The sequence below is a fragment of the Pantoea sp. 18069 genome (assembly GCF_902706035.1).
Taxonomy (GTDB): domain Bacteria; phylum Pseudomonadota; class Gammaproteobacteria; order Burkholderiales; family Burkholderiaceae_C; genus Comamonas.
Genome location: NZ_CACSJA010000035.1, coordinates 1 through 25,419, shown reverse-complemented (window position 1 = coordinate 25,419; position 25,419 = coordinate 1). Strand labels below are relative to the sequence as shown.

Below are 25,419 nucleotides of genomic sequence, written 5' to 3'. Positions count from 1 at the left end.
CGTAGCGCAATACCCAAGCTCTGCGGACCATTGCAACCACCATATAACCAAAAGTTATAAAAAATACCCGAAAATAACGCTACCAACCAATCCAGGTAGCGCATTCATGGGCATCAGCCACTACATCAAAGACATAGGCCGCGGCGCGCGGGGCGCGCGTGCGGTCACGCGCGCGCAGGCGCGGGATCTGCTGGGGCAGGTGCTCGACGGGCAGGTCACGGACCTGGAAATCGGCGCGTTCTGCATTGCCATGCGCATCAAGGGCGAGACCGCCGACGAGATGGGCGGCTTTCTCGATGCGCTGCATGCGCGCAGCCGCAAGTTCGCGGCAGGCAGTCGCCCGACCGTGGTGCTGCCCAGCTACAACGGCGCGCGCCGCCTGCCGGTGCTCACGCCGCTGCTCGCCTTGCTGCTGGCGCGCGAAGGCCTGCCGGTGCTGCTGCACGGCATGCGCACCGAAGCGCGCCGGGTGCTGGCCAGCGATGTGCTGCAAGCCCTGGGCATTGCGGCCACACACGCGCCCACGGACCTGTCGAAGGAATTGCCCGCAATCGCCCCCGGCACGGTCGCGCACATTGCCACGGGCGAACTGCAGCCCGGGCTCGCGCGGCTGCTGGCGGTGCGCGAAGTGATAGGCCTGCGCAATCCGGGCCACAGCGCGGCCAAGCTGTACATCCCCTGTGCCGGCCCCGGCGTGCTGGTCACGAGCTATACCCATCCCGAATACGCGAGCATGCTGCACGACTGCCTGCAAGGCCAGGGCGCGTCGGCGCTGCTGTCGCGCGGGCTCGAAGGTGAAGTGGTCGCCGACCCGCGCCGCTCACCGCGCTATGACGGCTTTGTGCACGGCGTGCACCGCCTGTTGCAGGAGCAGCAGCCTGGAACGGCGAGTGAAGTGCCTGGCCTGCCCGAGGCCATCGATGTCGCGACCACGGCCGACTACACCCGTCGCGTACTTGCGGGCGAACTGCCCGTGCCCGAGGCGATCGCCCAGCAGGTCGCCTATATTTTGCAAATCGTGCAGGCGCTCGAAGCCGCGCCCGCACCGACCCCACTGGCGCCCAGCGTCTGACGGAGTTCATGCCATGAACCAATCCTCTTCCCGACTCACTGGCCGTTGCACCCTGGTCGGCGCCGGCCCTGGCGACCCGGAACTGCTGACCCTCAAGGCCTTGAAGGCCATCCAGGCGGCGAGCGTGCTGCTGGTCGATGACCTGGTCAGCGATGCCATCGTCGCCCACGCCGCGCCCACGGCGCGCATCGTCTATGTGGGCAAGCGCGGCGGCTGCAAGAGCACGCCCCAGGCGTTCATCGAAAAGCTGATGCTGCAGGCCGTGCTGGACGGCGACAACGTGGTGCGGCTCAAGGGCGGTGACCCGTTCATTTTCGGCCGCGGCGGCGAGGAGGTCGAGCACCTGCGCGCGGCCGGCATCGAAGTCGAGATCGTCAACGGCATCACCGCCGGTCTGGCCGGCCTGACTTCGCTGGGTGCGCCGCTGACCCACCGCGCGCATGCGCGCGGCGTGGTCTTCATCACCGGCCATGCACAGCCCGGCGCCGATGACACCGACTGGGCCCAGTTGGCCATCACGGCGCGCGAGCTGCGCCTGACGCTGGTGATCTACATGGGCATGCGCGGCGCAGCGCACATCCAGCAAGGCCTGCTCCAAGGCCTGGCGCCACAGACGCCCGTGGCCGTGATCCAGAACGCCAGCCTGCCCCAGCAGCGCCATGGCGTGACCACGCTGGCCGCGCTGCAATCGACCATTGACTCCGAAAAGCTGGCAAGCCCCAGCGTGATCGTGGTCGGCGATGTGGTGCAAGGCGTGGCCGCCTGGGCGGCTGCGCCGACGCAGGCCCAACACGTGGCCTGAACACAACCCATCCGTCCCTGCGGCGCAGCGTCTAGAGCTGACGCTCCCCCAGGTGAGGGACACCGAGCAAGGGCCGCCCCGCAGCGACGGTGTCGTCCCCCTCCACCGAAGGATGAGAGGGGGAAGCCGCGCCAGCGGCTCAGGGGGTGCTCAGTGTTGCCGCCTGCCGCACCTGCTCGAAGCGCTCGGCCTGTTCCTTGCGGATCTGCTTGCGCAGCACGGCCGCGCCCCAGCGGCGGCGCTCGTCGTAGTTCGACGGCTTGAGCGGGGGAACGGGCACGGTCTTGCGATCGTCATCCACGGCGACCATGGTGAAGAAGCAGCTGTTGACATGGCGCACGCTCTGGTTGCGGATGTCTTCGGCGACCACCTTGATGCCGACTTCCATCGACGAGGTGCCGGTGTGGTTGACGCTGGCCAGGAAGGTCACGAGCTCGCCCACATGGATGGGCTGCAGGAACATCACCTGGTCCACGCTCAGCGTGACCACATAGCGGCCCGCATAGCGGCTGGCGCAGGCGTAGGCGACCTGGTCGAGTTGCTTGAGAATCGCGCCGCCGTGCACATTGCCGGAGAAGTTGGCCATGTCGGGCGACATCAGCACGGTCATGCTGAGTTGGTGTGCAGGTTGGTTCATGGCGGCGATTGTAAAAACATGGCGAACCAGCGGCCGGTCGCGGGCTATTCGCGTGCGCCGGGGCAAGCGAGCGCGGCTCGGGGACAATGCGCGCTGGCCCGCAACGCTGCTCCCGGCGCTGCGCGCATCCGCGCCTACGGCGCACCGACCTGCCCTGCCTGCCTGTGACCACCCCTCTTTCCTACGACGCCATCATTCTCGGCGCCGGCGCTGCCGGCCTTTTCTGCGCCGCCCAGGCGGGCCAGCGCGGCCTCAAGGTGCTGCTCATCGACCATGCGGCCAAGGTCGCCGAAAAGATCCGCATTTCGGGGGGCGGGCGCTGCAATTTCACCAACCGTGAACTCGATGTGCGCCAGCCGCACAGGCACTTCGTCGGCCGCAATCCGCAGTTCTGCCGCTCGGCGCTGTCGCGCTTCACGCCCGCGGATTTCATCGCGCTGATGGACCGCCATGGCATTGCCCACCATGAAAAGCACAAGGGCCAGCTGTTTGCCGACCGCTCGGCCGAAGACATCATCGCCATGCTGCTCGCCGAATGCGCGGCCGGCGGCGTCGAACGCTGGCAGCCGTGCAAGGCAGGCAGCGTCAGCCATGGCGAAGGCGGCTACCTGCTGGCCACCGACCGCGGCCCGGTGCGTGCACCCAACCTGGTGATTGCCACCGGCGGCCTGTCGATTCCCAAGATCGGCGCGACCGACTTCGGCTACCGGCTGGCCCAGCAGTTCGGCCTGCCGCTGATCGAGCGCACGCCGGGCCTGGTGCCGCTGACGTTCGATGGCGACGCCTGGGCACCCTATGCGCAGTTGTCGGGCCTGGCGCTGCCGGTCGAAATCAGCACCGGCAGCAAGAAGGAGCGCATGGCCTTCCACGAAGACCTGCTGTTCACCCACCGCGGCCTGTCGGGCCCCGCCGTGCTGCAGATCTCGAGCTACTGGCAGCCGGGCACGCCCTTGTCTATCAACCTCGCGCCCAATGTGGATTTGGCCGCGGCACTGGCACAGGCCAAGCTGCGTTCGCGCAAGCTGATCGCCAACGAGCTCACCGCCTGGCTGCCCAGCCGCCTGGCCGATGCCTGGGTCGCCCAGGACGCCGAATGGCAGCGGCCCGTGGCCGAAGCTTCGGACAAGGCCTTGAACCGCCTCGCCGAGCGCCTGAGCCGCTGGGAAATCACGCCCAATGGTTCGGAAGGCTACAAGAAAGCCGAAGTCACGCTCGGCGGCGTCGACACCCGCGTGCTGTCGCAGCAGACCATGGAGTGCCGGGCGCAGCCCGGCCTGTTTTGCATAGGCGAAGTGGTCGACATCACGGGCTGGCTGGGCGGCTACAACTTCCAGTGGGCCTGGGCCAGTGCCCATGCCTGCGCGAATTCTCTGCAGCCGGCAATTACTAGTCTATAATCCTTGGCTTTGCTGGCAATGCCCCGTCGGCCAATACTAGTTATAGACGGGGAACAACCGCCGCACATGGCGCACAGGCTCGATCTCCCGTGCGCCCGCTGTCGGCAACAAATATTTGGAAACATTAGCTAATGACCACCATCCGCGTAAAAGAAAACGAACCCTATGACGTCGCTCTGCGTCGCTTCAAGCGCACGATCGAAAAGCTCGGCCTGCTGACCGACCTGCGCGCTCGCGAGTTCTACGAGAAGCCCACTTCCGAGCGCAAGCGCAAGAAGGCCGCTGCCGTGAAGCGTCACTACAAGCGCGTTCGCAGCATGCAGCTGCCCAAGAAGCTGTACTAAGCTCAAGCCGGCCTTCAAAAGCCGCAAACCCGCGCTCGGGACGCCAGGCGCGGGTTTTTTGTTTTCCGAATTACGATTTCCGATTGCCTATTTCCACCCTCAGGAGAAATGCCATGAGCCTCAAAGACCAGATCACAGAAGACATGAAGACCGCCATGCGCGCCAAGGACAGCGAGCGCCTGGGCACCATTCGCATGCTGATGGCGGCCATGAAGCAAAAGGAAGTCGATGAGCGCGTGGTGCTCGACGATGTGGCCATCATCGCCATCGTCGACAAGCTGATCAAGCAGCGCAAGGACAGCATTGCCGCGTTCGAGACCGCAGGCCGCCAGGACCTGGTCGACAAGGAAAAGGCCGAGCTCGAAGTGCTCAAGGTCTACCTGCCCCAGCGCATGTCGGCCGAGGAAGTCACTGCCGCCGTGCAGGCCATCGTCGCCGAACTCGGCGCCAAGGGCCCGGGCGACATGGGCAAGGTCATGGGCGCGGTAAAGACCCAACTCGCGGGCAAGGCCGATATGGGCCAGGTGTCTGCCGCCGTGAAGGCTGCGCTGGCCGGCTGATACGCCGCGCATCATCGCAATGGAGCGCCCGAGGGCGCTCTTTTTTCGTGCTGTGGGTGTATCGGGCGGCAGGCCGCTCATCTTTCGACCGACTCCACACGAACGGCCGCCCCCGTTGAATACCGGGCTTCGACGGGCTCGGCCCGAACGGATTTTTCACCGCGCCCTGAAACCACCTCTCACCCCGAGTCCTGAACTTGTCGAAGGGTCGAAGGGTCGAGGGGCCGGGCTGCCGCCTCAGCGCCTGGCCTTGAGCCAGTCCTGCATCAGCTGGATTTCCTTGTCCTGCGCCGCGATCACTTCCTGCGCGAGCTGGCGCATGGCCGGGTCCTTGCCGTATTGCAGCTGGATGCGCGCCATCGCGATCGCGCCTTCATGGTGGGCCAGCATGCCTTTGGCAAAGGCCACATCGGCGTCGGTTTCGGCCGCGCTCTTTTCCATGTCGGCATGCATCTTGCCCATGGACTCGACATAGGCGCGCTGCATGGGCGAGGCCTGGGCCGGCGCGCCATGGCCGTGGTGGGCACCCTGGGCCATGGCGGCGCCGAACGGCAGCGCCAGCAGCAGGCCGGCAGCGGCTACGCGCAGGCAGGAAAGAGTGGGAGTCATCACGCGCATGAAAAATCCTTGGTGCAAAGAGGGTCAGACACATCCCGGCGGCCCCGGTTCCCTTGCGCCGCCAGCAAGCGCAAAAAAAGGCCTGGGCCATCGCTGGCACAGGCCTTCATCCACGCAAATCGAATCGCTTAACTACCCGCAACCTTCATGCGGTTGATCAGCACCGAACCCACGGTCTTGGCGCCATAGTTGTAGGCGTCGGCACCGATGGCTTGAATGCCCTTGAACATGGTCTTGAGGTTGCCGGCGATGGTGATTTCATGCACAGGGAAAGCGATTTCACCGTTCTCGACCCAGAAGCCGCTCGCGCCGCGCGAATAGTCGCCGGTCACGTAGTTCACGCCCTGGCCCATGAGTTCGATCACGAACAGACCCGTGCCCAGCTTCTTGAGCATCGCATCGAGGTCATCGCCTTCGCGCGTGAGGCGCGAGCTCATGACCAGGTTGTGCGAGCCGCCGGAGTTGCCCGTGGTCTTCATGCCCAGCTTGCGCGCCGAGTAGCTCGACAGGAAATAGCCTTGCACGCGGCCCGCATCGACGACCTTGCGCGGCTGCACGCGCACGCCTTCTTCATCGAACGGCGAGCTGCCCTTGCCGCGCAGGATGAACGGGTCCTCGAGCACATCGATGTGCTTGGGGAACACCGGCTTGCCCAGCGAGTCGAGCAGGAAGCTGGTCTTGCGGTAGAGCGCACCGCCGCTGACCGCGTGCACGAAGCCGCCCAGCAGGCCCGCGGCCAGCGTGGATTCGAACAGCACAGGGCATTCGGTGGTCGGAATCTTGCGGCTGCCCAGGCGGCTGAGCGCGCGCTGCGCGGCGTAGCGGCCGACTTCGGCCGGCGACGCCAGCTCGGAAGCCGCGCGCATAGAGCTGTACCAGGCGTCGCGCTGCATTTCGGCGTTGCGCCCGGGCAGCGAGGCAATGGGCGCGACCGACAGGCTGTGGCGCGAGCTCGCATAGCCGCCGCGAAAACCATTCGAATGCGCGCTGAAGAAATGGCTTTGCTGGGCCGAGACGCCCGCGCCTTCGCTGTTGGTGATGCGCTTGTGCGTCTTGAGCGCCGCGGCTTCGCATTCCATGGCGATGGCGGCGGCCTCTTCGCTGGTGATCGCCCAGGGGTGGAACAGGTCGAGGTCACGGTGCGTGCCGGGTTCGGCGATGTCGGCGGCATCGGGCAAGCCGCCCGTGGGGTCTTCGGCGGTGAAGCGCGCGATGTCGTACGCGGCCTGCACGGTCTGTGCAATCGCGGCATCGGAGAAGTCGGAGGTGCTGGCATTGCCGCGGCGGTTTCCCAGGTAGACGGTCACGCCCAGCGACTTGTCGCGGTTGCGTTCCACGGTCTCCAGGGCGCCCTTGCGCACGCTCACCGACAGGCCGCAGCCCTCGGAGGCTTCGGCGCCGGCGTCGGTGGCGCCAAGCTTCTTGGCATGCACCAAGGCACGGTCCACAAGGTCTTCAAAGAAGGGGCGGCTGTAGCTGAAGCCGGAATCGGCCTGCGTTGCGGCGGTGCTTACGGAGCGGGGGCGGGGTTTTTTCATAGCGACAGCTATGATACTTGCCACTGCGATGCGCCCTGCATTGCCCTCCCTATTGCCCCCTACCATGTCACGCAAACCAAAAAAAGGCTATTTTGTGAAAGGCCAGTTCGTTGCCGAAGGCAGCGAACTCGACCTCGAACTCAAGGCCGAACTCAAAGGAACCTGGGATTCCAGCCGCACCGATATGAAGCGCGAAAGCGATGCGCTGCAAAAACTCGGTGAAGACCTGCTGGACCTGCGCAGCGACCTGCTCGCGCGCCTGCAGCTGTCCGACAAGCTGCTCGACGCGCTCGCCGAAGCGCGCCGCATCACCAACTTCGAAGGCAAGCGCCGCCAGATGCAATACATCGGCAAGATCATGCGCAAGCTCGAGGAACCCCTGGTCGCGGCCATTCACGCGGCGATGGAAGAGCAGCGCAGCGGCTCGCCGACCGAAAAGCTCACGGTGCTGCAGGCCGAGCAATGGCGCGAGCGCCTGATGGCCGATGACGGCGCGCTGGCCGAATGGCTGGACAGCTTCCCCGCGACCGATTCGCAGCAGATCCGCGCGCTGATCCGCCAGGCCCGCAAGGACATTCCCGCCGGCACCCCGGCAACGGCCGAAGCCGCCGAAGACGGCGCGCCCAGCGCTCCGCGCAAGGTCAGCCGCGCCTACCGCGAGCTGTTTGCCCTGCTGCGCGAGCAGCTTTCCGGCAGCAATGGCTTTCGTGGCGCCCAACCCCCTGCGGCGCCCACGGCCGACGACGACAGCGATGACTGAGAACGCTGCGCCCTGCGACCCCGTGCGCATAGGCATCGTGTCGGTCAGCGACCGCGCGAGCAGCGGTGTCTACGTCGACCAGGGCCTGCCGGCGCTGCAGGACTGGCTGGGCCGCGCGCTGCGCAACCCGGTGACATGGGAGTCGCGGCTGATTCCCGATGAGCAGGAGGTGATCAGCCAGGCGCTGGTCGAGCTGGTCGACGCCGGCTGCTGCCTGGTGCTGACCACGGGCGGCACGGGCCCGGCGCTGCGCGATGTGACGCCCGAAGCCACGCTGGCCATCGCCGACAGGGAAATGCCGGGCTTTGGCGAGCAGATGCGCCAGATCAGCCTGCGCTTCGTGCCCACGGCCATTCTGTCGCGCCAGGTGGCGGTGGTCCGCGGCCAGAGCCTGGTCATCAACCTGCCGGGCCAGCCCAAGGCCATCGCCCAGACGCTAGAAGGCCTCAAGGACGCCGACGGCAAGAGCCTCGTGCCCGGCATCTTCGCGGCCGTGCCCTACTGCATCGATCTGCTCGGCGGCCCCTACCTCGAGACCCGCAGCGAAGTCTGCAATGCCTTTCGCCCCAAGAGTGCGCAGCGCCCCCCTGCTGCGGGCTGAGCGCTTCACGGCCCGCGCACGGGCCGCGCCCCCATGGGGCGCCTTTTCCATTTTCAGGCCGGCCAGGTTCACCCTGGCCGCTGCCGTTTTCCGCTTATGCAACATCTGAAACTGACCCTGCTGCTGGCCCTGTTCACCATGCTAGGCCCGCTGGGGATAGACACCTACCTGCCCTCGTTCCACGCCATCGCCCAGGAATTCTCGGTCGACGCCGCAGTGGTGCAGCAGACGCTGAGCGTCTATGTGCTGGGCCTGGCGCTGATGATGCTGGTCTACGGCACGCTGTCGGATGCGATAGGCCGGCGCCGCGTGATGCTGTTCACCGTGACCGGCTTTGGCCTGGTGTCGCTGCTCGCCGCGCTGTCGCCGAGCATAGAGACGCTGATCGCGCTGCGCGCCGCCCAGGGCGTGATGGCCGGCGCGGGCATGGTGGTATCGCGCGCGATGGTGCAGGACCGCTACCACGGCGCGCAGGCCCAGCGCATGATGGCCATGATCATGGTGGTCTTCGGCCTGGCGCCGGCGCTCGCGCCCATCCTGGGCGGCTGGCTGCAGCTGCATGGCGGCTGGCGCGCTTCATTCGGTTTCCTCGCGCTGTTTTCGCTGCTGCTGCTGGCCACGGCCTGGCGCGGTCTGCCCGAAACGCTGGCACAGGAAAAGCGCACGCCGCTGGCCTGGCGGCCGATTGCGCACAATTACCTGATCGCCATCCGCCACAAGCCGTTTCGCCGCATGCTGCTGGCCATAGGCCTGATGGGCGCGGGCATGGCGGTCTACATCGCCTCGGCCGCGGAGTTCGTCATCACGCTGCTGGGCCAGGACGAGACCGGCTTTGGCTGGCTGTTCATTCCGCTGGTGGGCGGCGGCATGCTGGGCTCGGTCATCAGCACCATCCTGGCGTCGCGTTCGTCGCCGCGCCGCCAAAAGCAGATCGGCTTTGCGCTGATGGCACTGGCCTGCGTCGTCAACGTAAGCTACAACGCGCTCTTCACGGCCAGCCTTCCCTGGGCGGTGCTGCCGATTGCGCTGTACACGCTGTCGTGGTCGCTGATCAGCCCGCTGGTCGTGCTGCAGGCCGTGGGTTTCTTTCCGCAGATGCGCGGCCTGGCGTCATCACTGCAGGGCTTTGTGCAGATGATGCTGTTCGCGCTCATCACTTCCGCGCTGGTGCCACTGCTGTTCCACAGCGCGCTGTGGCTGGCGCTGGGGCATGCGGCGCTGGTCGTCAGCGGAATGACGCTTTGGGCCTTTTTTGCAAGAGAACACCGCGGATGACGCAGGGGCGGGCCCGCTGCACAGTCCGTCATAAAGCGACAGGGAATGTCACATAGGTGACACATGGTGTAACTAGGATGTGACAATCCGCCCGGACACCGAGGTCGCCCCCAGGCGCGCCGGGCCTGCTCTCTTCACAGCCCGCCCATGCCCTCCTCCCTCGCTCTTCGACTGCCGGCCCAGGCCCTGCTGGCTCCGGCCGCCCCCCCTGCTGATTCGACACCCCCGGCGCGCACGCGCATCGCCTGGCGGCGCTCGCTCGGTGCCCGGCTGCAGATGATTTTTGCGCTGGCCCTGGCACTGGGCTGGGGCTCGGCCGGCGTAGGCCTGTGGGCGCTGGATCGCAGCCAGGATGCGCTGCACCGCGTGATGGCCGAACGCAGCGCGGCCGAGCGCCAGGTCGCCGACGCGTTCTGGCTGCAGTCGCGCAATATCGAACGCCTCAAGGCCATGGCGCTGAGTTCCGAGCCCGAAGTCGGCGACGTGCTGGGCGCCGAAGTGGCGAGCGACGAAGCCGCCTATGCCACGCTGCGCCAGACCGTGAACCAGAGCATGCACGGCACGGCCGAACAGGCACTGTGGCAAGGGCTGGACCAACGCCATGCCGGTTTTCTCGCCGCGAGCGCGGCGCTGGTCACGGCGCGCGACAGCGGCCTGACGCAGCGCATACGCGAGACCGTGGACCTGCAGTTCCTGCCCGCCGCGCAGGCGCTCACGCAACAGTTGCAGGCGCTGTCGAGCTACCAGCGCCAGGCCATGGACGACGCTGCGCGCGAAGCGGGCGAGAGCGCCGCCACGGCGCGCCGCGTGCTGCTCGCGCTGTGCGCGACATCCGTGCTGCTGGGCCTGTGGCTGGGCTGGGCGCTGCGCCGCTGGATCGTGCAGCCGCTGGCGCTGGCGCACAGCGCCGCCCAGCGCGTGGCCGCGCTCGACCTGCGCACCGACCTCGCAAGCCGCGGACACGACGAAGCCGGCCAGATGCTGGGCGCGATGGCGCGCATGCAGACCAGCCTGCGCGATCTCGTCGGCCAACTCCAGGGCGCGACGCGCCATGTGGCCCACGCCTCGCAGGACATCGCACGCGGCAACCACGACCTGTCGCAGCGCACCGAACACGGCGCGCTGCAATTGCAGGCCGCGAGCGAGCATCTCGCGATGCTCTCGGAAACCACGACGCGGGCCACCAAGGCCGCCGACCGCGGCCAGCAGGTGGCGCAGCAGGCCAGCGTCAGCGCCCAGGCCAGCGGTGCCTCCATCGAGGCGCTGGCCGGCACCATCCACCACATGGCCGGCAGCGCGCAGCGCATTGCCGACATCACCGGCGTGATCGACGCGCTGGCCTTCCAGACCAACCTGCTGGCGCTCAACGCCGCCGTGGAAGCCGCGCGCGCGGGCGAACACGGCCGCGGCTTCAGCGTGGTCGCGGCCGAAGTGCGTGCGCTGGCCAACCGCAGCGCGGCCGCGGCCAAGGAAATCAAGCAACTGGTCCAGGCCTCGGGCGCGCAGGTCGGCGAAAGCAGCCGCCTGGCGACCGAAGCGCGCACGCGCACCGCGCAGATGCTCAAGGCCATAGAACAGGCAACGCTGAGCATGGCCGACATCACCAGCCAGGCCCATGGCCAGCAGCAGGACATCGCCGCGCTGCACGCCGCCGTGCATGCGCTCAGCGACCATGCCCAGCACAATTCCGCGCTGGTGCAGGAATCGGCGGCCGCGGCGCTGAGCCTGCAGGAGCAGGCCGGCGCCTTGTCGCGCATTGCCACGCGATTCGCCTTGCCAGCCTGAACTAACCACCCCTTGAGCGACTACGTCGCTTCCCCCTCTCATCCTTCGGTGGAGGGGGGCGCCCGGCCAGGGACGGCAGCCTCGGTGCGGGGCGGCCCTTCCTCGCTGCCCCGACGCTGGGCCTCGCCTAGTTTCGGGGCTGTGCCCTTACACGGGCGTGATGGGCAAGTAAAACTGCCCGCCCGCCTGCTGGAACTCCTGCGCCTTGGCCTGCATGCCCTGGGCCAGCGCCGCATCCTCGGCCAGGCCCTTTTGCGCGGCGAATTCGCGCACTTCCTGGGTGATCTTCATCGAGCAGAACTTGGGGCCGCACATCGAGCAGAAATGCGCGACCTTGGCCGCGTCCTTGGGCAGGGTTTCGTCGTGGTAGGCCTGGGCCGTGTCGGGATCGAGCCCCAGGTTGAACTGGTCCTGCCAGCGGAAATCGAAGCGTGCCTGCGACAGCGCGTCGTCGCGCGCGCGCGCGCCCGGATGGCCCTTGGCGACATCGGCCGCATGGGCCGCGATCTTGTACGCCATGATGCCCTGCTTGACGTCGTCGCGGTCGGGCAGGCCCAGGTGCTCCTTGGGCGTGACGTAGCACAGCATGGCCGTGCCCATCCAGCCGATCATGGCCGCGCCGATGGCGCTGGCGATATGGTCATAGCCCGGCGCGATATCGATGGTCAGCGGGCCCAGCGTGTAGAACGGCGCTTCGTGGCAGTGCTTGAGCTGCTCTTCCATGTTGGCCTGGATCAGGTGCATGGGCACATGGCCAGGGCCTTCTATCATGGTCTGCACGTCGTGCTTCCAGGCGATCTGCGTGAGCTCGCCCAGCGTCTGCAGCTCGGCGAACTGGGCTTCGTCGTTGGCGTCGCTGGCGCAGCCCGGGCGCAGGCCGTCGCCCAGGCTGAAGCTCACGTCGTACTGCTTCATGATGTCGCAGATGTCCTCGAAATGCTCGTAGAGGAAGCTTTCGCGGTGGTGCGTCATGCACCACTTGGCCATGATCGAGCCACCGCGCGAGACGATGCCCGTGCGCCGCGCGGCCGTGAGGTGGATGAACGCCAGCCGCACGCCCGCGTGGATGGTGAAGTAGTCCACGCCCTGCTCGGCCTGCTCGACCAGCGTGTCGCGAAAGATCGCCCAGGTCAGGTCCTCGGCCACGCCGCCGACTTTCTCCAGCGCCTGGTAGATGGGCACGGTGCCGATGGGCACGGGCGAATTGCGCAGTATCCAGTCGCGCGTGGTGTGGATGTTCTTGCCCGTGGACAGGTCCATCACGTTGTCGGCGCCCCAGCGCGTGGCCCAGACCAGCTTTTCGACTTCCTCCTCGATGCTCGACGTCACCGCCGAGTTGCCGATGTTGGCGTTGATCTTGACCTTGAAGTTGCGCCCTATCGCCATGGGCTCGATTTCGGGGTGGTTGATGTTGGCCGGAATGATGGCCCGGCCGCGCGCGACTTCATCCCGCACGAATTCCGGCGTGATGATCTGCGGAATGCTCGCGCCCAGCGGGTTGCCCGCGAGGCGCCTTTCGCGCGCCGTGTCCTGCTGGTAGGCGGCGATCCATTCACGCCTGCCGTTTTCGCGCAGCGCAACGTACTCCATTTCGGGCGTGATGATGCCGCGGCGCGCGTAGTGCATCTGCGACACGTTGGCGCCGCTCCTGGCGCGGCGCGGCTGGCGCTGCAGACCCGCGGCTTCGGCGCGCAATTGCTTGAGGCGCAGCGCCTCATCGCTGCGGCCGCCGTCGTCGAGCGCCACGCGCGGGCGGCCTACGTACCACTCGGTGTCGCCGCGCGCGTCTATCCAGGGCGCGCGCAGATTGGGCAGGCCCTGGCGGATATCGATCTGCACGCTCGGGTCGGTATAGGGACCCGAAGTGTCATAGACGCTGACCTGTTCGCCGTTGGTCAGCGCAATGTCGCGCACGGGCACGCGCAGGTCGGCATGCAGCTGGCCCGGCAGATAGCTCTTGCGCGACGCGGGAAACGGCTGGCGCGATTGCGCGAGCAGATCCGCAAAGGACGTGGATGGGGGGGTGGAAAATTCCGTTTCGCGGGCATTCATCGCAGTCTCCTCGGTGGTGGTTGGATCAACAACGCTCCGAGGAATGCCGGGCCGGACCTTTTGCCCGCCCACGCGCCGCAAGGGCTTTGGACGGACCACCGCCGGCCGGGGACTTGCCCCGCACGCGCACCCAGGTGCACGAGCAGCCATGGGTGGCGCGGGTGGATGAAAAGCCTGGGCTGGTGCCTGCGGCGCGCATGACGCCGCCCGTGACACTCCGACCTGCCTCCCCCACCCCGCTTCAGGGTCTCGCTCTTCTTCCGCCGGTATGAACCGGATCAAGTTCGTCGGGTTCGCCAGCCGGCCTGTTCACACAGACCGTCTGGCATCTCAGCGCATACGCACACCCCGGAGCTGGCACGAGTATAGCGGTGTGGGAAGCCCCGGTGCTGTTTGTTGCGCCGAATGGTCAACAGCAGGCGCGGCCGTGCGCAGGGAACGCTGCCAGGCTTTCTGTGACCAAGAATGACCTGGAGGCCATCGCCGCGCGCTATCCATCGCCGCCTGGATGCGCAGGATGGACAACGAATGACCTGAAAAAAGGAAACCGCAATGCACAAGAAATCAAGATCCATTTTTCTACGGATCAGTTTTCTTTTCATATTTCTTGGAATGTCCGGCTGCGCCGTGATGGACAAATCGGATTGCATGAATGCCAATTGGCACGAGCTGGGAAAAATGGACGCCTTGAACGGAGAATATGTATTCTCCTCACGCGAAAAAGCCTGCAGAAAGCATGGTCTGGGCGCGGACAAATCATCCTATGATCGCGGCATGCAAGCAGGCCTCATCGGTTTCTGCACCGCTTCGTCAGGCCGCTACCATGGACAAAATGGCGGCACATATCACCGCGGATTTTGCCCACCAAACACCGAGAGCGATTTTCTTTCGGGATATACGCCAGCCTATCAGAAATACAAATTCCAGAAAAAAATCAGCGAGCTGCAATCGCAGATTTCCACGAAGAATGAATTGCTGCGTGAAGAATCACGCAAGACATACAAAAGCAGCAGGGATATTGAAGAATTGACCGCCGAGATCAAGCGCCTGAAGGAAGAACTGCGAATGCAAATGTACATGCGCGTTCTGGATTGACAGTGGCCAGAGCAAGGTCTTGTCCATGCCCGACCGCGCCACGGCAGGCCAGGGCTGCGTTGAAATCGCGGCCCTGCGCAGCGCAGGCAAAGCCTGGATGCCTCAAAAGCCCTGCAGGTCCAGCCATTCGCCAGGGTCGGCGCGGGTCGCGCGCAGGCGGTTGATGGGCGCATTCACGTCTTCCCAACCGAGCGCGATGCCGAAAGCCACCTCATAGCCTTCGGGCAGCGCCAGCTGCGTGGCCACGGTATCGCCAAAGCGGCGCCAGAATCCCTGGGCGCAGGTCGCCAGCCCCTGCTCCACGGCCAGCAGCATCAGCGATTGCAGATAGATACCCAGGTCGGCCCATTGCGCCAGCCCCATGCGCGCGTCCACGCTCACAAAGATGCCCACAGGCGCGCCGAAGAACTGCGCATTGCGGGCCAGCTGGTTCAACCTTGCGGGCTTGTCTTCGCGGGCTATGTCCAGCGTGCGGTACAGGTCTTCACCGTTTTCGAAACGGCGGCTGCGATACGGCTCCCAGAGGCTGGGAGGATAGGATGTGCCCGTGGGGCCGTCCCGGGGCTCTGCCTGGGCCACGGCTGCCAGCAGTTTGTGCAATGGCGCACCGGTCAGCGCGGTCACACGCCAGGGCTGCAGGTTGCCGCCCGACGCGGCGCGCGCGGCCGAGTGCAGCATGGAGCGCACCACCGCGGCCTCGGGCACGCGGGGCAGGAAAGCGCGCACCGAGCGGCGCGCATGCAGGGCATCTTTCACATTCATGGCATGGGGTCCTCCAGACGATATGCGCACGAGTCTAGCCGCCGCAGACGGAACACAATGGCGGCCGGCTTCCACTAACCTTCCTTTAGAGGAACATCATGTGTGAAATCTGCGATGCGCGTGCCGGCAGCCGGCGCGCTTTTCTGACGCTGGCCGCAGCGGGCCTGTGCAGCGCCGCGGCCGGCAGTCGCGCAGCAGGGCTGCCACCCGCGCCCTCCGTCAGCCCCGACGACGCGCTGGCCCGGCTGCAGGCCGGCAATGCGGCCTTCGTCCAGGCACCGCAGCTGTGCGCGGCGCGGTTGGGTAAGCAGCGCGCGCAACTCGCGACGCACCAGGCGCCGTGGGCGTCCATCGTTTCCTGCGCCGACAGCCGCGTGCCGCCCGAGCTGCTGTTCGGCGGCCTGGGCCTGGGCCAGCTGTTCGTCGCGCGCAATGCGGGCCATCTGCCCGACAGCGCCACGCTGGGCACGCTCGAATACGGCTGCAGCATGCTGGGCGTGTCGCTGATCGTGGTGCTGGGCCACGAGCGCTGCGGCGCGGTGGCCGCGGCCTGCGCGGCGGTGCGGGACAACGCCCGCTTTCCCGGCTTCATCGCCCCGCTGGTCGAAGCCATCGTGCCCGCGGCGCGCGCCGTGCTCGATCAGCCCGGCGATTTTCTCGACAATGCGGTGCGCGAAAACGCGCGCCGCACGGCGCAGGCCATCGCCACGCGCAGCGAATCCATAGGCCAGGGCGTTGCCCAGGGCAAGGTGCGCGTGGTGGCAGCGCGTTACGACCTGGACAGCGGAAAGGTGGAATTACTCACCCCCTGAGCGGCTCACGCCGCTTCCCCCTCTCAACCTTCGGTGGAGGGGGACGGCAGCCTCGGTGCGGGACGGCCCTTCCTCGCGGCCCCTGAGTTGGGCCGCGCCAGTTGCGTGGGCTGTTGCTGATACGAACGCTGCGAACCCCCCTGTGCGGCCCCGCCCTACTTGCCCATCAACTGGTCGATCTTGTCCTTCTCGAACTTCTGCGGCCGCTCGGATTCGCAGGGCACGCAGTCGTCGGTCTTGGTCTGGGCCGAGAGCTTCTCGATTGCCTGCCACAGCAGCGCAATCTGCTGCTCGTGGCCCGCAGCGCCTTCGCTCAGGCCGCGCATGGCCTGCGAGATCGGGTCGTCTTCCTGGGTCACGCCATAGGCCGTGAAGGCGCGCGGCGCGGCCGCGGGCGCATCGTGGTCGACGACGTCGGCGCTCTGGCCGGCCTTGGACGGCAGGATGCGCGCGGGAATGCCCACGGCCGTCGCGCCCGCCGGCACGGGCTTGATGACCACGGCGTTGCTGCCGATCTTCGCGCCATCGCCGACCTCGAAGCCGCCAAGCACCTTGGCACCGGCGCTCACAACGACATCGCGGCCCAGCGTAGGGTGGCGCTTGACGCCCTTGTACAGCGAGGTGCCGCCCAGCGTCACGCCGTGGTAGATGGTGCAGCCGTCGCCGACGACGGCGGTTTCGCCTATCACCACGCCCATGCCGTGGTCGATGAACACGCGCTCGCCTATCACCGCGCCGGGATGGATCTCTATGCCCGTGAGCCAGCGGCCCAGGTGGGAAATGAAACGCCCGAGCCAGCGCAGGCCATGGTTCCAGCACCAATGCGCGGGCCGCTGCAGCCAGATGGCATGCAGGCCGGGGTAACAGGTCACCACTTCCCAGGTGCTGCGTGCCGCAGGATCACGGTCGAGAATGCACTGGATATCGGAGCGCAGGCGTGCGAGCATCGCGGGGAAAAAATAGTGGGGAGTCGATCAGTCTAGCGGTTTGGCGGCGTGCTTTGCAGCATGGCTTTGGCGACACCGCGCAGGATGTGGATTTCCTCGGGGCTCAGTTGCGCGCGATTGAAAAGCTGGTTCAGGCGCGGCATGAGCTTCTTGGGCGCCGACGGATCAAGGAATCCGATGTGCGTGAGCGCCTGCTCCCAGTGCGCGAGCATGCCCCCCACCTGGGCCGCATCGGCGCGGTCGGGCAGCTGCGCAGGCGCGGCGTTCTCGAGCGCGAAACCGCCCAGCGCCTGGCGCCATTCATAGGCAATCAGCTGGATGGCCGCGCCCAGGTTGAGCGAGCCGAACTGCGGGTTCGACGGAATCGACAGCGCGACATCGCAGCGGTAGACGTCCTCGTTGGCCATGCCGAAGCGCTCGCAGCCAAACAGAAAGGCCACGCCGGTCTCGGGGGCAGCAGCGGGCGCAGCGGGTTCGGCGGACGCCGGCTGCAGCTTCCCCTGGACCAGCATTTCAAGGTGCTGGCGCGGCGTGCGCGTGGGCGGGCCGAAGTCGCGCGGCGTCATGGCCGTGGCGCACAGGTGGCTCATGCCGTCGAGCGCCTCGTCCAGCGTCTCGACAATGCGCGCCCGGGCCAGCACATCGAGCGCGCCACTCGCCCGCTGTATGGTTTCCTCGCGCCGCAGCACATTCTCCCAGCGCGGCGCGACCAGCACGAGGTCGTCGAAACCCATGGTCTTCATGGCGCGGGCGGCGGCCCCCACATTGCCGGCATGGCTGGTCTGGATCAGGACGAATCGGGTCTTCATGGCATTCACAAAAGCGTTGGCAAAAGGCGGCAGGCACCAAAGGTTGCAGCACAAAGCGCAGCACAAATCGGGCAGGCCGGGTAAAATCGCCAGCCATTGTCGCCGCCCGCATCGCCGAGGCCGGCCTTCCCCTGTTCTTACCCGCGTGTTGCGCTGCCTTTTTGCAGCGCGGCGCCAACGCTCACAATCTATGTCGTCTACCCTGCATCCCATGCTCAACGTGGCTATCAAAGCCGCACGCGCCGCCGGCGCCCTCATCAACCGCGCGGCCCTTGACGTGGAATCCGTGCGCATCGCACAAAAGCAGGTCAACGACTTCGTGACCGAAACAGACCAGGCGGCCGAAAAAGCCATCATCGAAACGCTGCTGACCGCCTACCCCGGCCACGGCATCCTCGCCGAGGAAACCGGCCAGGAATTCGGCGCCAAGGATTCCGACTTCGTCTGGATCATCGACCCGCTCGACGGCACGACCAACTTCATCCACGGCATGCCCGTGTACTGCGTGAGCATCGCGCTGGCCGTCAAGGGCAAGATCGAGCACGCCGTGGTCTACGACCCTTCCCGCAACAACCTGTTCACCGCCACGCGCGGCCGCGGCGCCTTCCTCAACGACCGCCGCATCCGCGTGAGCAAGCGCGCGCAGATGCGCGACAGCCTGATCATCACGGGCTTTCCTTTCCGCCAGGGCGACAACTTCAAGGCCTATATGGCCATGGTGAACGACGTCATGCCGCGCGTGGCAGGCGTGCGCCAGTCGGGTTCGGCGGCGCTCGATCTGGCCTATGTCGCCGCCGGTTTCAGCGACGGCTTCTTCCATAACGGCCTGAGCATCTGGGACGTCGCCGCCGGCTCGCTGCTGGTCACCGAAGCCGGTGGCCTGGTCGGCAACTTCACCGGTGAAGCCGACTTCCTCGAGCAGCGCGAGTGCATGGCCGGCAACCCCCGCATCTATGGCAATCTGGTCAGCCTGCTGGGCAAGTACAGCAAGTTTGCCGGTGCGGGCGAAAAGGCCGGCGTGCGCCAGGCCCTGGCCGAAGACGGCGCGCAGGCCGCTGAAGAAGCAGCTCCCGCTCCCGCGGACGACCAGGCCTGATTCCCGGCGCCTGAAAGAAAATGCCGCCTTGTCAGGCGGCATTTTTTTCGCCTGTACAGCCCCGTTCAGGGCGCAGGCAAGGCGGGCGTCACCGGCGCCGCGCTGCCCAGGCGCTGGTGCCAGCCGACAATCGCGATGCGCCGTCCGCAGCGGTCGAACACCGGCATGATCTGCACCAGTTCCTCATGGAGCCGGCCCGCGCTGTCGCGATTGACCAGGCGGCCCTCCCAGCGCTGGCCCGCCATCAGCGTGGACCACAGGTCGCGATAGGTCGCCTGCGGCGTCTGTCCGCTGGCCACCATCGACGGCTTGTTGCCGCGCAGCGCGGCCAGCGCGTGGCCGCTCTCCTGCTCATAGCGTGCATTCACCCAGACGATGCGCCCGTCGGCATCGGTCAGCACCGCAGCCACCGGGCTTACGCGCAACGCCTCGAGCAGCACATCATGGCGCTGCTGCACGGCTTGCAGGCACCGACCCAGCGCACGCAGGCGCAGCACCATCGCGCCCCCCAGCAGCAGCAGCGCAAACGACACCGATGCCACCCACCAGCGGTCGCGCCAGGTCATCAAGGCGCTGACGTTGTCGAGCGCCACGAGCTGCCACGCGCCTTCCGGGTCGTTCCAGTTGAGCGCGCGCCTGTCCACCACATGCAGGCCCCCGTCGACGCGCACTTCGCGGCTGTCTTCGGCAAACGGCAGCGCCGAGGCCACGCCGTTGTCGAAATGTCCGCCGAACAGTCCGCTCTGGCGCACGGCGTCGATGCGCTGCTGCGTCAACGGCGCGGTCATCGCATAGCGCCAGTCGGCCCGCGTCGAGGAAAACGCCACGCCATGCGGGTCGAGCAGCAAGGTGGTCATGTCGTTGCGGTTGAGCACGGCATCGAGCGCGGCGGCGTCGGTCTTGAGCACGACCACGCCCAGCACCGGCGAATCGATTGCCTCGCTGGAGCGCACGGGCGCCACATAGAACAGGTTGCGCGTGAAATTGCCCACTTCAAGCGCCGCAAACACGCTGGCCTGGCCTTGCAGGGCCTGGCGGAAATACGGCAGGAAGGCCTGCAGCCGCGCAGGCGAGACGCGCTCGCTGTCGTCCCGGGCCATGCTGCGGCCGTCGCGGTCCATCACATGCACGCTCAGCACCGGCAATCGCATGCGCAACTGCGCAAAGTGCAGTTGCACCACTTCGGATGGCACATCGAGACCGCGCGCCAGATCCTTGATCGCCGGATCGGCCAGTCCCACCGCGACCGCGCCCGACAGCGTGGCGCTGTGCAGCGTCTGCGCGAGCAGCGCCTGCCGGGTCTCATCGAGAATGCGCTGGCGCTGCTGCGCGCGATCGTCCAGGCGCCACAGCGTCACCGCCTGTACCGCGAGCAGCGCGCCCATGCCGGCCGCGAGCGCGAGCCCCAGCAGATCGCGCAGGCGCGAGCCCCGGCGCGTGGGCGCAGGCCCTCCCGGAAACCACCCCTCCATGGCATTCAGGCCCTGGCGCCAAGCCGCCATCGCCCGTATTCGTTCACTCTGATCCCGCATGCCAGCCCTCTTGCCTCTGTGCATCGCGACCGGCTTGTGGCCGCCGCGATCCAGCATTTCATTGTTATCTGCCGCTCGGCAGACGGGCCTGTAGTGCCCGTTTCCGCCCGGTCTGCGCACTGATGTGGTGACACCATCGCGCAAATCCGCTGGCAGATACTAACAACCCTGGCACGGGTTACCCCTGAAAAAAAGAGGGCGCGCCCGCAGGAAACGCACCGCAGGGGTCAAGATGCAGGCGCGGCCAACCATTCGATGGCGCTTTCGAACTGCGGCGACGGCTCAAAGCCGGTAATGCTCGCGGCCGCCGATTGCTCGACCAGCACACAGGTCTTTCCCGTGCGCCGGCAGTGGTCCTGCACGCGCCAGTAGGCACCGTGGCTGAGGCAACCGGTCTGGCAGATCACCAGGTCGGCGGCTTCAAAGCTGCCTTCGAGGTCTTCGACCGGCATATCGGCATCCGCCTGGTGAACGGCATCGGCCTCCATTCGGGCAAATGCGGCATCGGCCGCCGCGCCCTGATCGCGCAACTGCCACTGCATGCGCTCCAGCGCCATGTTCTGCATGCAGATGCGCAGCGCATCCATGCGTTGCGACCGCTCCCAGGACAGCGCCGTGTCGCGCACGATCACGGCAGCGCGCAGGCGCATGGCCTGGCTTTGCAGGCGCTCGATTTCTGCGGCCTGGGCGCGCACCAGCGCATCGCAGCGCGTCTGCGCCTGGCCAAAGTGGCGCATCAACGCGTGGTATTCGCTGATCAGTTGCGGGATTTCGTGCGCGGCAAGGTGCATGGTCGGCCTCGGCTGGGTGCGGTCGCGGCACGCGGGCCGCAGGAAAATGAATGCCGAAGAATGACCCGGAGCGCCAGGCCATCGTACGGCGGCCGAGCCCTGGTGTCGCCCCCTTCGGTAGGCGCTGTCCGAGCTCCGCCGCAGTGTATATCAATTGAGACGTATTCTCATTAATACACCTGCCAGAGCACGGCGCAATGCGGCGGGTGTTGACGATGGCGCGGCTTAAGTCCACGCCCGGGGTGTGGCACTGCACGCGCGGCGCAGGTCCGGCGCGTCATCGACAATAATGTATTCCCCGCTTCAGGCGGGTGGACATGGCGAGCGCAGGGAAAACACTTCAGCATGCTTTGCAACTTCGCTGTCCCTTCAGAATTCTTAAGCCGCCGCGTGGATGAAAAACCTACGCCAAAACCTACGCCGCAGCGCACAAAATGGCGATGCGCTCATGGCAATCCTCGGGCTGCACGCCATTCCAGCAGCCAACCTAAGTTATTGATTCAAAAGTGATTATCGAGAATACCGAAGCCGACCAGGGGCTGGCCAGCACGCCGCTTTCCGCCCACACGCCGATGATGCAGCAGTACCTGGGCCTCAAGGCCGGGTACCCGGACACGCTGGTGTTCTACCGCATGGGGGACTTCTACGAGCTGTTCTACGCCGATGCCGAGAAGGCCACGCGGCTGCTCGACATCACGCTGACGCAGCGCGGCCAGTCGGGCGGCCAGCCGATTCCGATGTGCGGCGTGCCTTTCCATGCGCTCGAGAACTACCTCGCGCGGCTGATCAAGATGGGCGAATCGGTGGCGATCTGCGAGCAGGTCGGCGAAGTCGGTGCGAACAAGGGCCCGGTAGAGCGCAAGGTGGTGCGCGTCGTCACCCCCGGCACGCTGACCGATGCGGCGCTGCTGTCCGACAAGAGCGAAGCCATGCTGCTGGCCGTGCATGCGGGCGCGCGCAACCGCTGCGGCCTGGCCTGGCTCAGCGTGACCCAGGGCCGGGTGCACCTGGCCGAATGCTCGCCCGACGAACTCGGCGACTGGCTGGTGCGCATCGCGCCCAGCGAAGTGATCTACAGCGCCGGCGTGACCGAGCGCTTCGAGAAGCAGCTCCACGGCCTGCGCCAGAACGGCAGCCTCGCCTGCCCGCTGAGCCCGCGGCCCGACTGGCAGTTCGACCAGGCGCTGGGCGAGCGCAAGCTGCTCGAGCAACTGGGCGCGGCCAGCCTGCTGGCCTGGAATGCCGAAGGCCTGGGCCTGGCGCATGCGGCCTCGGCCGCGCTGCTGTCCTATGCCGAGCACACCCAGGGCCGCACGCTGACCCACTTGCACAGCGTGCAGGTGCAGCGCGACGACGAGCTGATCGATCTGCCGCCGGCCACGCGCCGCAACCTCGAGCTGCTCAAGACGCTGCGCGGCGAAGACAGCCCCACGCTGTTCTCGCTGCTCGACACCTGCCAGACCGGCATGGGCAGCCGCCTGCTCAAGAGCTGGATGCTCGAACCGAAACGCGACCGCAGCGCCGCGCGCGAGCGCCTCGCGGCGACCGAAGTGCTGCGCGGCCACCAGGCCTCGGGCGCGGCGCCGTGGCAGATGCTGCGCGCAGAACTCAAGGGTGTGAGCGATGTCGAGCGCATCACCGCGCGCATCGCGCTGCGCCAGGTGCGCCCGCGTGAACTCGTGGCGCTCGCCAGGACACTCGCCAAGGCCCAGCTGCTGGCCGCGACCGGCGCTTCGCCGTCCAGCTATCTGAACCAGGTCTTTGCCGACACCCTCCCGCCCGCGGGCTGCGAGGCGCTGCTGCTGGCCGCGCTGCTGGAAGAACCCGCCGCGCTGGTGCGCGACGGCGGCGTGATCGCGTCGGGCTTCGACGCCGAACTCGACGAGCTGCGCGCCATCCAGACCAACTGCGACAGCTTCCTGCTCGACCTCGAAACCCGCGAGAAGGCGCGCAGCGGCATTCCCAATTTGCGCGTGCAGTTCAACAAGGTGCATGGCTTCTACATCGAAGTCACGACCAGCTACCTCGACCGCGTGCCCGACGACTACCGCCGCCGCCAGACGCTCAAGAACGCCGAGCGTTACATCACGCCCGAGCTCAAGAACTTCGAGGACAAGGCGCTGTCGGCCAACGAGCGCGCCCTGGCGCGCGAGAAGTGGCTTTACGAGCAGATCCTCGACCAGCTCCAGCCGCATGTGCCGGGCCTGACGCGCGTGGCCGGTGCGCTGGCCACGCTGGACCTGCTGTGCACGCTGGCCGAACGCTCTCTGACGCTGCAGTGGTGCGCGCCCGAGTTCGTGGGCCAGCCCTGCATAGAGATCGAAGGCGGCCGCCACCCCGTGGTCGAAGCGCGGCTGGCCGAAACCTCCAGCGGCGCCTTCATCGCCAATCACACGCGCATGAACGCCAATGCGCGCATGCAGATCATCACCGGCCCCAACATGGGCGGTAAATCGACCTATATGCGCCAGGTGGCGCTGATCGTGCTGCTGGCCAGCATGGGCAGCCATGTGCCGGCTGCGTCCTGCCGCCTCGGGCCCATCGACGCCATCCACACGCGCATAGGCGCGGCCGACGACCTGGCCAACGCGCAGTCGACCTTCATGCTCGAGATGACCGAAGCCGCGCAGATCCTGCACGCGGCCACGCCGCACAGCCTGGTGCTGATGGACGAGATCGGCCGCGGCACGAGCACCTTCGACGGCCTGGCGCTGGCCAGCGGCATCGCCAGCCATCTGCACGACAAGACGCGCGCGTTCACGCTGTTCGCCACGCATTACTTCGAGCTCACCGACCTGCCGGCCAAGGCGCGCCAGGCCGTGAACGTGCATGTGGGCGCGACCGAATCGGGCAGCGACATCGTGTTTCTGCACGAAATCCAGCCCGGCCCTGCAAGCAGAAGCTATGGTATCCAGGTGGCTAAACTTGCCGGAATGCCCACCGCCGTGCTCTACCATGCTAGGCATACGCTGGCCGCGCTGGAAGAGCGCGCTGGCGAAGACCGGCGCCAGGTGGATTTGTTCGCCGCGCCGCAGACGCCCGAACCCCGCGCCGAAGTCAGCCTGCTGCAGCAGCGCCTGCTGGCCCTGGAACTCGATACGCTGAGCCCGCGTGAGGCCCTCGATCTTTTGTACGCTCTTCAAGGACTCGCTCAAAAGCCATGACCTACTGTGTAGCCATCAAACTTGACGCGGGGCTGGTGTTTCTGGCCGACTCGCGCACCAACGCCGGACTCGACCACATCAGCTCCTTTCGCAAGATGATGGTCTACGAGTCGCCGGGCGACCGCTTCATGGTCTTGCTCTCGGCCGGGAATCTGTCGATTTCCCAATCGGTGCGCGAAATCCTGCAATTGCAGCAATTGCGTGACGAGAGCACGGGCGAGATGCTCACCATCTGGAACGCGCGCAGCATGTTCGATGCCGCGCGCATTCTCGGCGCCGCCGTGCGCCATGTCTATGACCGCGACGGCGTCGCGCTCAAGCGCGCGGGCCTGGACTTCAATGTCTCGCTGGTGCTCGGCGGGCAGATCCGCGGCGAAGGAATGCGCCTGTTCCAGGTCTACTCGGCGGGCAACTTCATCGAGGCGACGCACGAGACGCCGTATTTCCAGGTCGGTGAATCGAAATACGGCAAGCCCGTGCTCGACCGCGTGATCACGCCGCAGACACCGCTGGACGAAGCCGCCAAGTGCGCGCTAATCTCCATGGACAGCACCATCAAGTCCAATCTGTCGGTCGGGCTGCCGCTGGACCTGATCGTCTACGAAGCCGACCAGTTCGCCAGCGACAAGATCGTCTGCATAGACGAAAGCAACCCCTATTACCGGCTGCTGCACGACAGCTGGGGCGAGCGCCTGCGCCATGTATTCGACAGCATCGAAGACCCGGCCTGGGACGGCGGCGCGACCAACGCACCGATCCGTGTCGCGAGCCGGCGCTGCCACCCCCTGCACAAGATCACGCCGGCCACCGTCGCCGCCCAGCCCGCGCCCGCTGCGCCCGCGGGCCTGCGCCAGACCGGCATCTATTCCGCGGCGGCCTCGCTGCACCCGCCCGCGCACCTGCCCATCGCCCCGGTGCATCCCGACCATCTGATGGCCGGCGAATCCGACCCCGCGAACCCGCCCCCCAA

At 66.7% G+C, this 25,419-nt stretch carries 21 protein-coding genes, 2 pseudogenes and 1 riboswitch; of the genes and pseudogenes, 14 read left to right on the top strand and 9 right to left on the bottom strand.

The genetic code is table 11. The features are described 5' to 3' along the window. Positions 1–106: 106 nt before the first annotated feature. Complete coding sequence (gene ybiB / locus GVL12_RS21075; RefSeq protein ID WP_159917523.1) at positions 107–1,072, top strand: DNA-binding protein YbiB; 966 nt, start codon at positions 107–109, stop codon at positions 1,070–1,072. A gap of 13 nt (positions 1,073–1,085) precedes the next feature. Continuing rightward, the gene (gene cobA, locus GVL12_RS21070; protein WP_159917522.1) at positions 1,086–1,874 is read left to right on the top strand and encodes a uroporphyrinogen-III C-methyltransferase; all 789 of its coding nucleotides are present in this window, start codon (positions 1,086–1,088) and stop codon (positions 1,872–1,874) included. A gap of 139 nt (positions 1,875–2,013) precedes the next feature. Here cobA and GVL12_RS21065 read toward each other — a convergent pair whose 3' ends face one another. Next, the gene (locus GVL12_RS21065; RefSeq protein ID WP_159917521.1) at positions 2,014–2,511 is read right to left on the bottom strand and encodes an acyl-CoA thioesterase; all 498 of its coding nucleotides are present in this window, start codon (positions 2,509–2,511) and stop codon (positions 2,014–2,016) included. A 164-nt stretch (positions 2,512–2,675) separates the two neighbouring features. On the opposite strand from GVL12_RS21065, the gene GVL12_RS21060 reads away from it, so the two are divergent. From GVL12_RS21060 to GVL12_RS21050, 3 genes are all read left to right on the top strand, one after another. Further along, positions 2,676–3,908, top strand: coding sequence for an NAD(P)/FAD-dependent oxidoreductase (locus GVL12_RS21060; RefSeq protein ID WP_159917520.1), 1,233 nt, complete (start codon positions 2,676–2,678; stop codon positions 3,906–3,908). A 131-nt stretch (positions 3,909–4,039) separates the two neighbouring features. Further along, a complete protein-coding gene (gene rpsU, locus GVL12_RS21055) occupies positions 4,040–4,252 on the top strand; it encodes a 30S ribosomal protein S21 (protein ID WP_159917519.1) in 213 nt (70 codons plus the stop codon). Positions 4,253–4,365: 113 nt separating this feature from the next. Continuing rightward, positions 4,366–4,812, top strand: coding sequence for a GatB/YqeY domain-containing protein (locus GVL12_RS21050; RefSeq protein WP_159917518.1), 447 nt, complete (start codon positions 4,366–4,368; stop codon positions 4,810–4,812). A 237-nt stretch (positions 4,813–5,049) separates the two neighbouring features. Here the strand turns inward: GVL12_RS21050 and GVL12_RS21045 are convergent, their stop codons facing one another. Beyond that, positions 5,050–5,430, bottom strand: a complete 381-nt coding sequence (locus GVL12_RS21045; protein ID WP_235033935.1) for a DUF305 domain-containing protein — start codon at positions 5,428–5,430, stop codon at positions 5,050–5,052. A 128-nt stretch (positions 5,431–5,558) separates the two neighbouring features. Next, positions 5,559–6,968: a metalloprotease PmbA gene (gene pmbA / locus GVL12_RS21040; protein ID WP_159917517.1), complete on the bottom strand. Its 1,410-nt coding sequence runs from the start codon at positions 6,966–6,968 to the stop codon at positions 5,559–5,561. Between the two features lie 64 nt (positions 6,969–7,032). Here pmbA and yjgA point away from each other — a divergent pair, with 64 nt between their 5' ends. The 4 genes from yjgA to GVL12_RS21020 all read left to right on the top strand — a co-directional run bounded on the left by yjgA (position 7,033) and on the right by GVL12_RS21020 (position 11,389). Next, positions 7,033–7,728: a ribosome biogenesis factor YjgA gene (yjgA, locus tag GVL12_RS21035; protein WP_159917516.1), complete on the top strand. Its 696-nt coding sequence runs from the start codon at positions 7,033–7,035 to the stop codon at positions 7,726–7,728. Then, positions 7,721–8,329, top strand: coding sequence for a molybdopterin adenylyltransferase (mog, locus tag GVL12_RS21030; protein WP_159917515.1), 609 nt, complete (start codon positions 7,721–7,723; stop codon positions 8,327–8,329). The genes yjgA and mog overlap by 8 nt, the downstream gene beginning before the upstream one ends. Positions 8,330–8,425: 96 nt before the next feature. After that, positions 8,426–9,604 (top strand): multidrug effflux MFS transporter, encoded by a 1,179-nt coding sequence (locus tag GVL12_RS21025; protein WP_159917514.1) that lies wholly within the window; start codon positions 8,426–8,428, stop codon positions 9,602–9,604. Positions 9,605–9,751: 147 nt separating this feature from the next. Further along, positions 9,752–11,389, top strand: coding sequence for a methyl-accepting chemotaxis protein (locus GVL12_RS21020; protein WP_159917513.1), 1,638 nt, complete (start codon positions 9,752–9,754; stop codon positions 11,387–11,389). Between the two features lie 249 nt (positions 11,390–11,638). Here the strand turns inward: GVL12_RS21020 and thiC are convergent. Next, a pseudogene (thiC, locus tag GVL12_RS21015) lies at positions 11,639–13,363 on the bottom strand (phosphomethylpyrimidine synthase ThiC); the annotation flags it as partial. 316 nt (positions 13,364–13,679) lie between these two features. Further along, positions 13,680–13,802: riboswitch (TPP riboswitch) on the bottom strand. A gap of 191 nt (positions 13,803–13,993) precedes the next feature. Here thiC and GVL12_RS21010 point away from each other — a divergent pair. Then, entirely contained in the window at positions 13,994–14,536 is a 543-nt protein-coding gene (locus GVL12_RS21010) for a DUF2799 domain-containing protein (RefSeq protein WP_159917511.1), read from the top strand. Positions 14,537–14,638: 102 nt separating this feature from the next. Here GVL12_RS21010 and GVL12_RS21005 read toward each other — a convergent pair whose 3' ends face one another. After that, positions 14,639–15,298 (bottom strand): nitroreductase, encoded by a 660-nt coding sequence (locus tag GVL12_RS21005; RefSeq protein WP_159917510.1) that lies wholly within the window; start codon positions 15,296–15,298, stop codon positions 14,639–14,641. A 98-nt stretch (positions 15,299–15,396) separates the two neighbouring features. On the opposite strand from GVL12_RS21005, the gene GVL12_RS21000 reads away from it, so the two are divergent. Next, on the top strand, positions 15,397–16,110 hold the full coding sequence (locus GVL12_RS21000) for a carbonic anhydrase (RefSeq protein WP_159917509.1): 714 nt from the start codon (positions 15,397–15,399) through the stop codon (positions 16,108–16,110). A 155-nt stretch (positions 16,111–16,265) separates the two neighbouring features. Here the strand turns inward: GVL12_RS21000 and cysE are convergent, their stop codons facing one another. After that, entirely contained in the window at positions 16,266–17,057 is a 792-nt protein-coding gene (gene cysE, locus GVL12_RS20995; protein WP_159917508.1) for a serine O-acetyltransferase, read from the bottom strand. A 32-nt stretch (positions 17,058–17,089) separates the two neighbouring features. Then, a complete protein-coding gene (locus GVL12_RS20990; RefSeq protein ID WP_159917507.1) occupies positions 17,090–17,866 on the bottom strand; it encodes an RNA methyltransferase in 777 nt (258 codons plus the stop codon). A gap of 202 nt (positions 17,867–18,068) precedes the next feature. Here GVL12_RS20990 and GVL12_RS20985 point away from each other — a divergent pair. Beyond that, positions 18,069–18,833, top strand: a pseudogene (locus tag GVL12_RS20985) (inositol monophosphatase family protein); the annotation flags it as partial. A gap of 194 nt (positions 18,834–19,027) precedes the next feature. Here GVL12_RS20985 and GVL12_RS20980 read toward each other — a convergent pair. Together GVL12_RS20980 and GVL12_RS26390 are read right to left on the bottom strand one after the other, a co-directional pair. Beyond that, on the bottom strand, positions 19,028–20,464 hold the full coding sequence (locus GVL12_RS20980) for a PAS domain-containing protein (protein ID WP_159917505.1): 1,437 nt from the start codon (positions 20,462–20,464) through the stop codon (positions 19,028–19,030). Between the two features lie 257 nt (positions 20,465–20,721). Then, positions 20,722–21,285 carry a DUF2325 domain-containing protein gene (locus GVL12_RS26390; RefSeq protein WP_200843967.1) on the bottom strand — a complete coding sequence of 188 codons (564 nt, stop codon included), beginning with the start codon at positions 21,283–21,285 and terminating at the stop codon, positions 20,722–20,724. A gap of 506 nt (positions 21,286–21,791) precedes the next feature. On the opposite strand from GVL12_RS26390, the gene mutS reads away from it, so the two are divergent. Together mutS and GVL12_RS20965 are read left to right on the top strand one after the other, a co-directional pair. After that, on the top strand, positions 21,792–24,449 hold the full coding sequence (gene mutS, locus GVL12_RS20970) for a DNA mismatch repair protein MutS (protein WP_235033934.1): 2,658 nt from the start codon (positions 21,792–21,794) through the stop codon (positions 24,447–24,449). Continuing rightward, positions 24,446–25,419 (top strand): proteasome-type protease (locus GVL12_RS20965; protein ID WP_306770612.1); only part of this gene is annotated, 974 nt, incomplete at its 3' end. The genes mutS and GVL12_RS20965, both read left to right, overlap by 4 nt.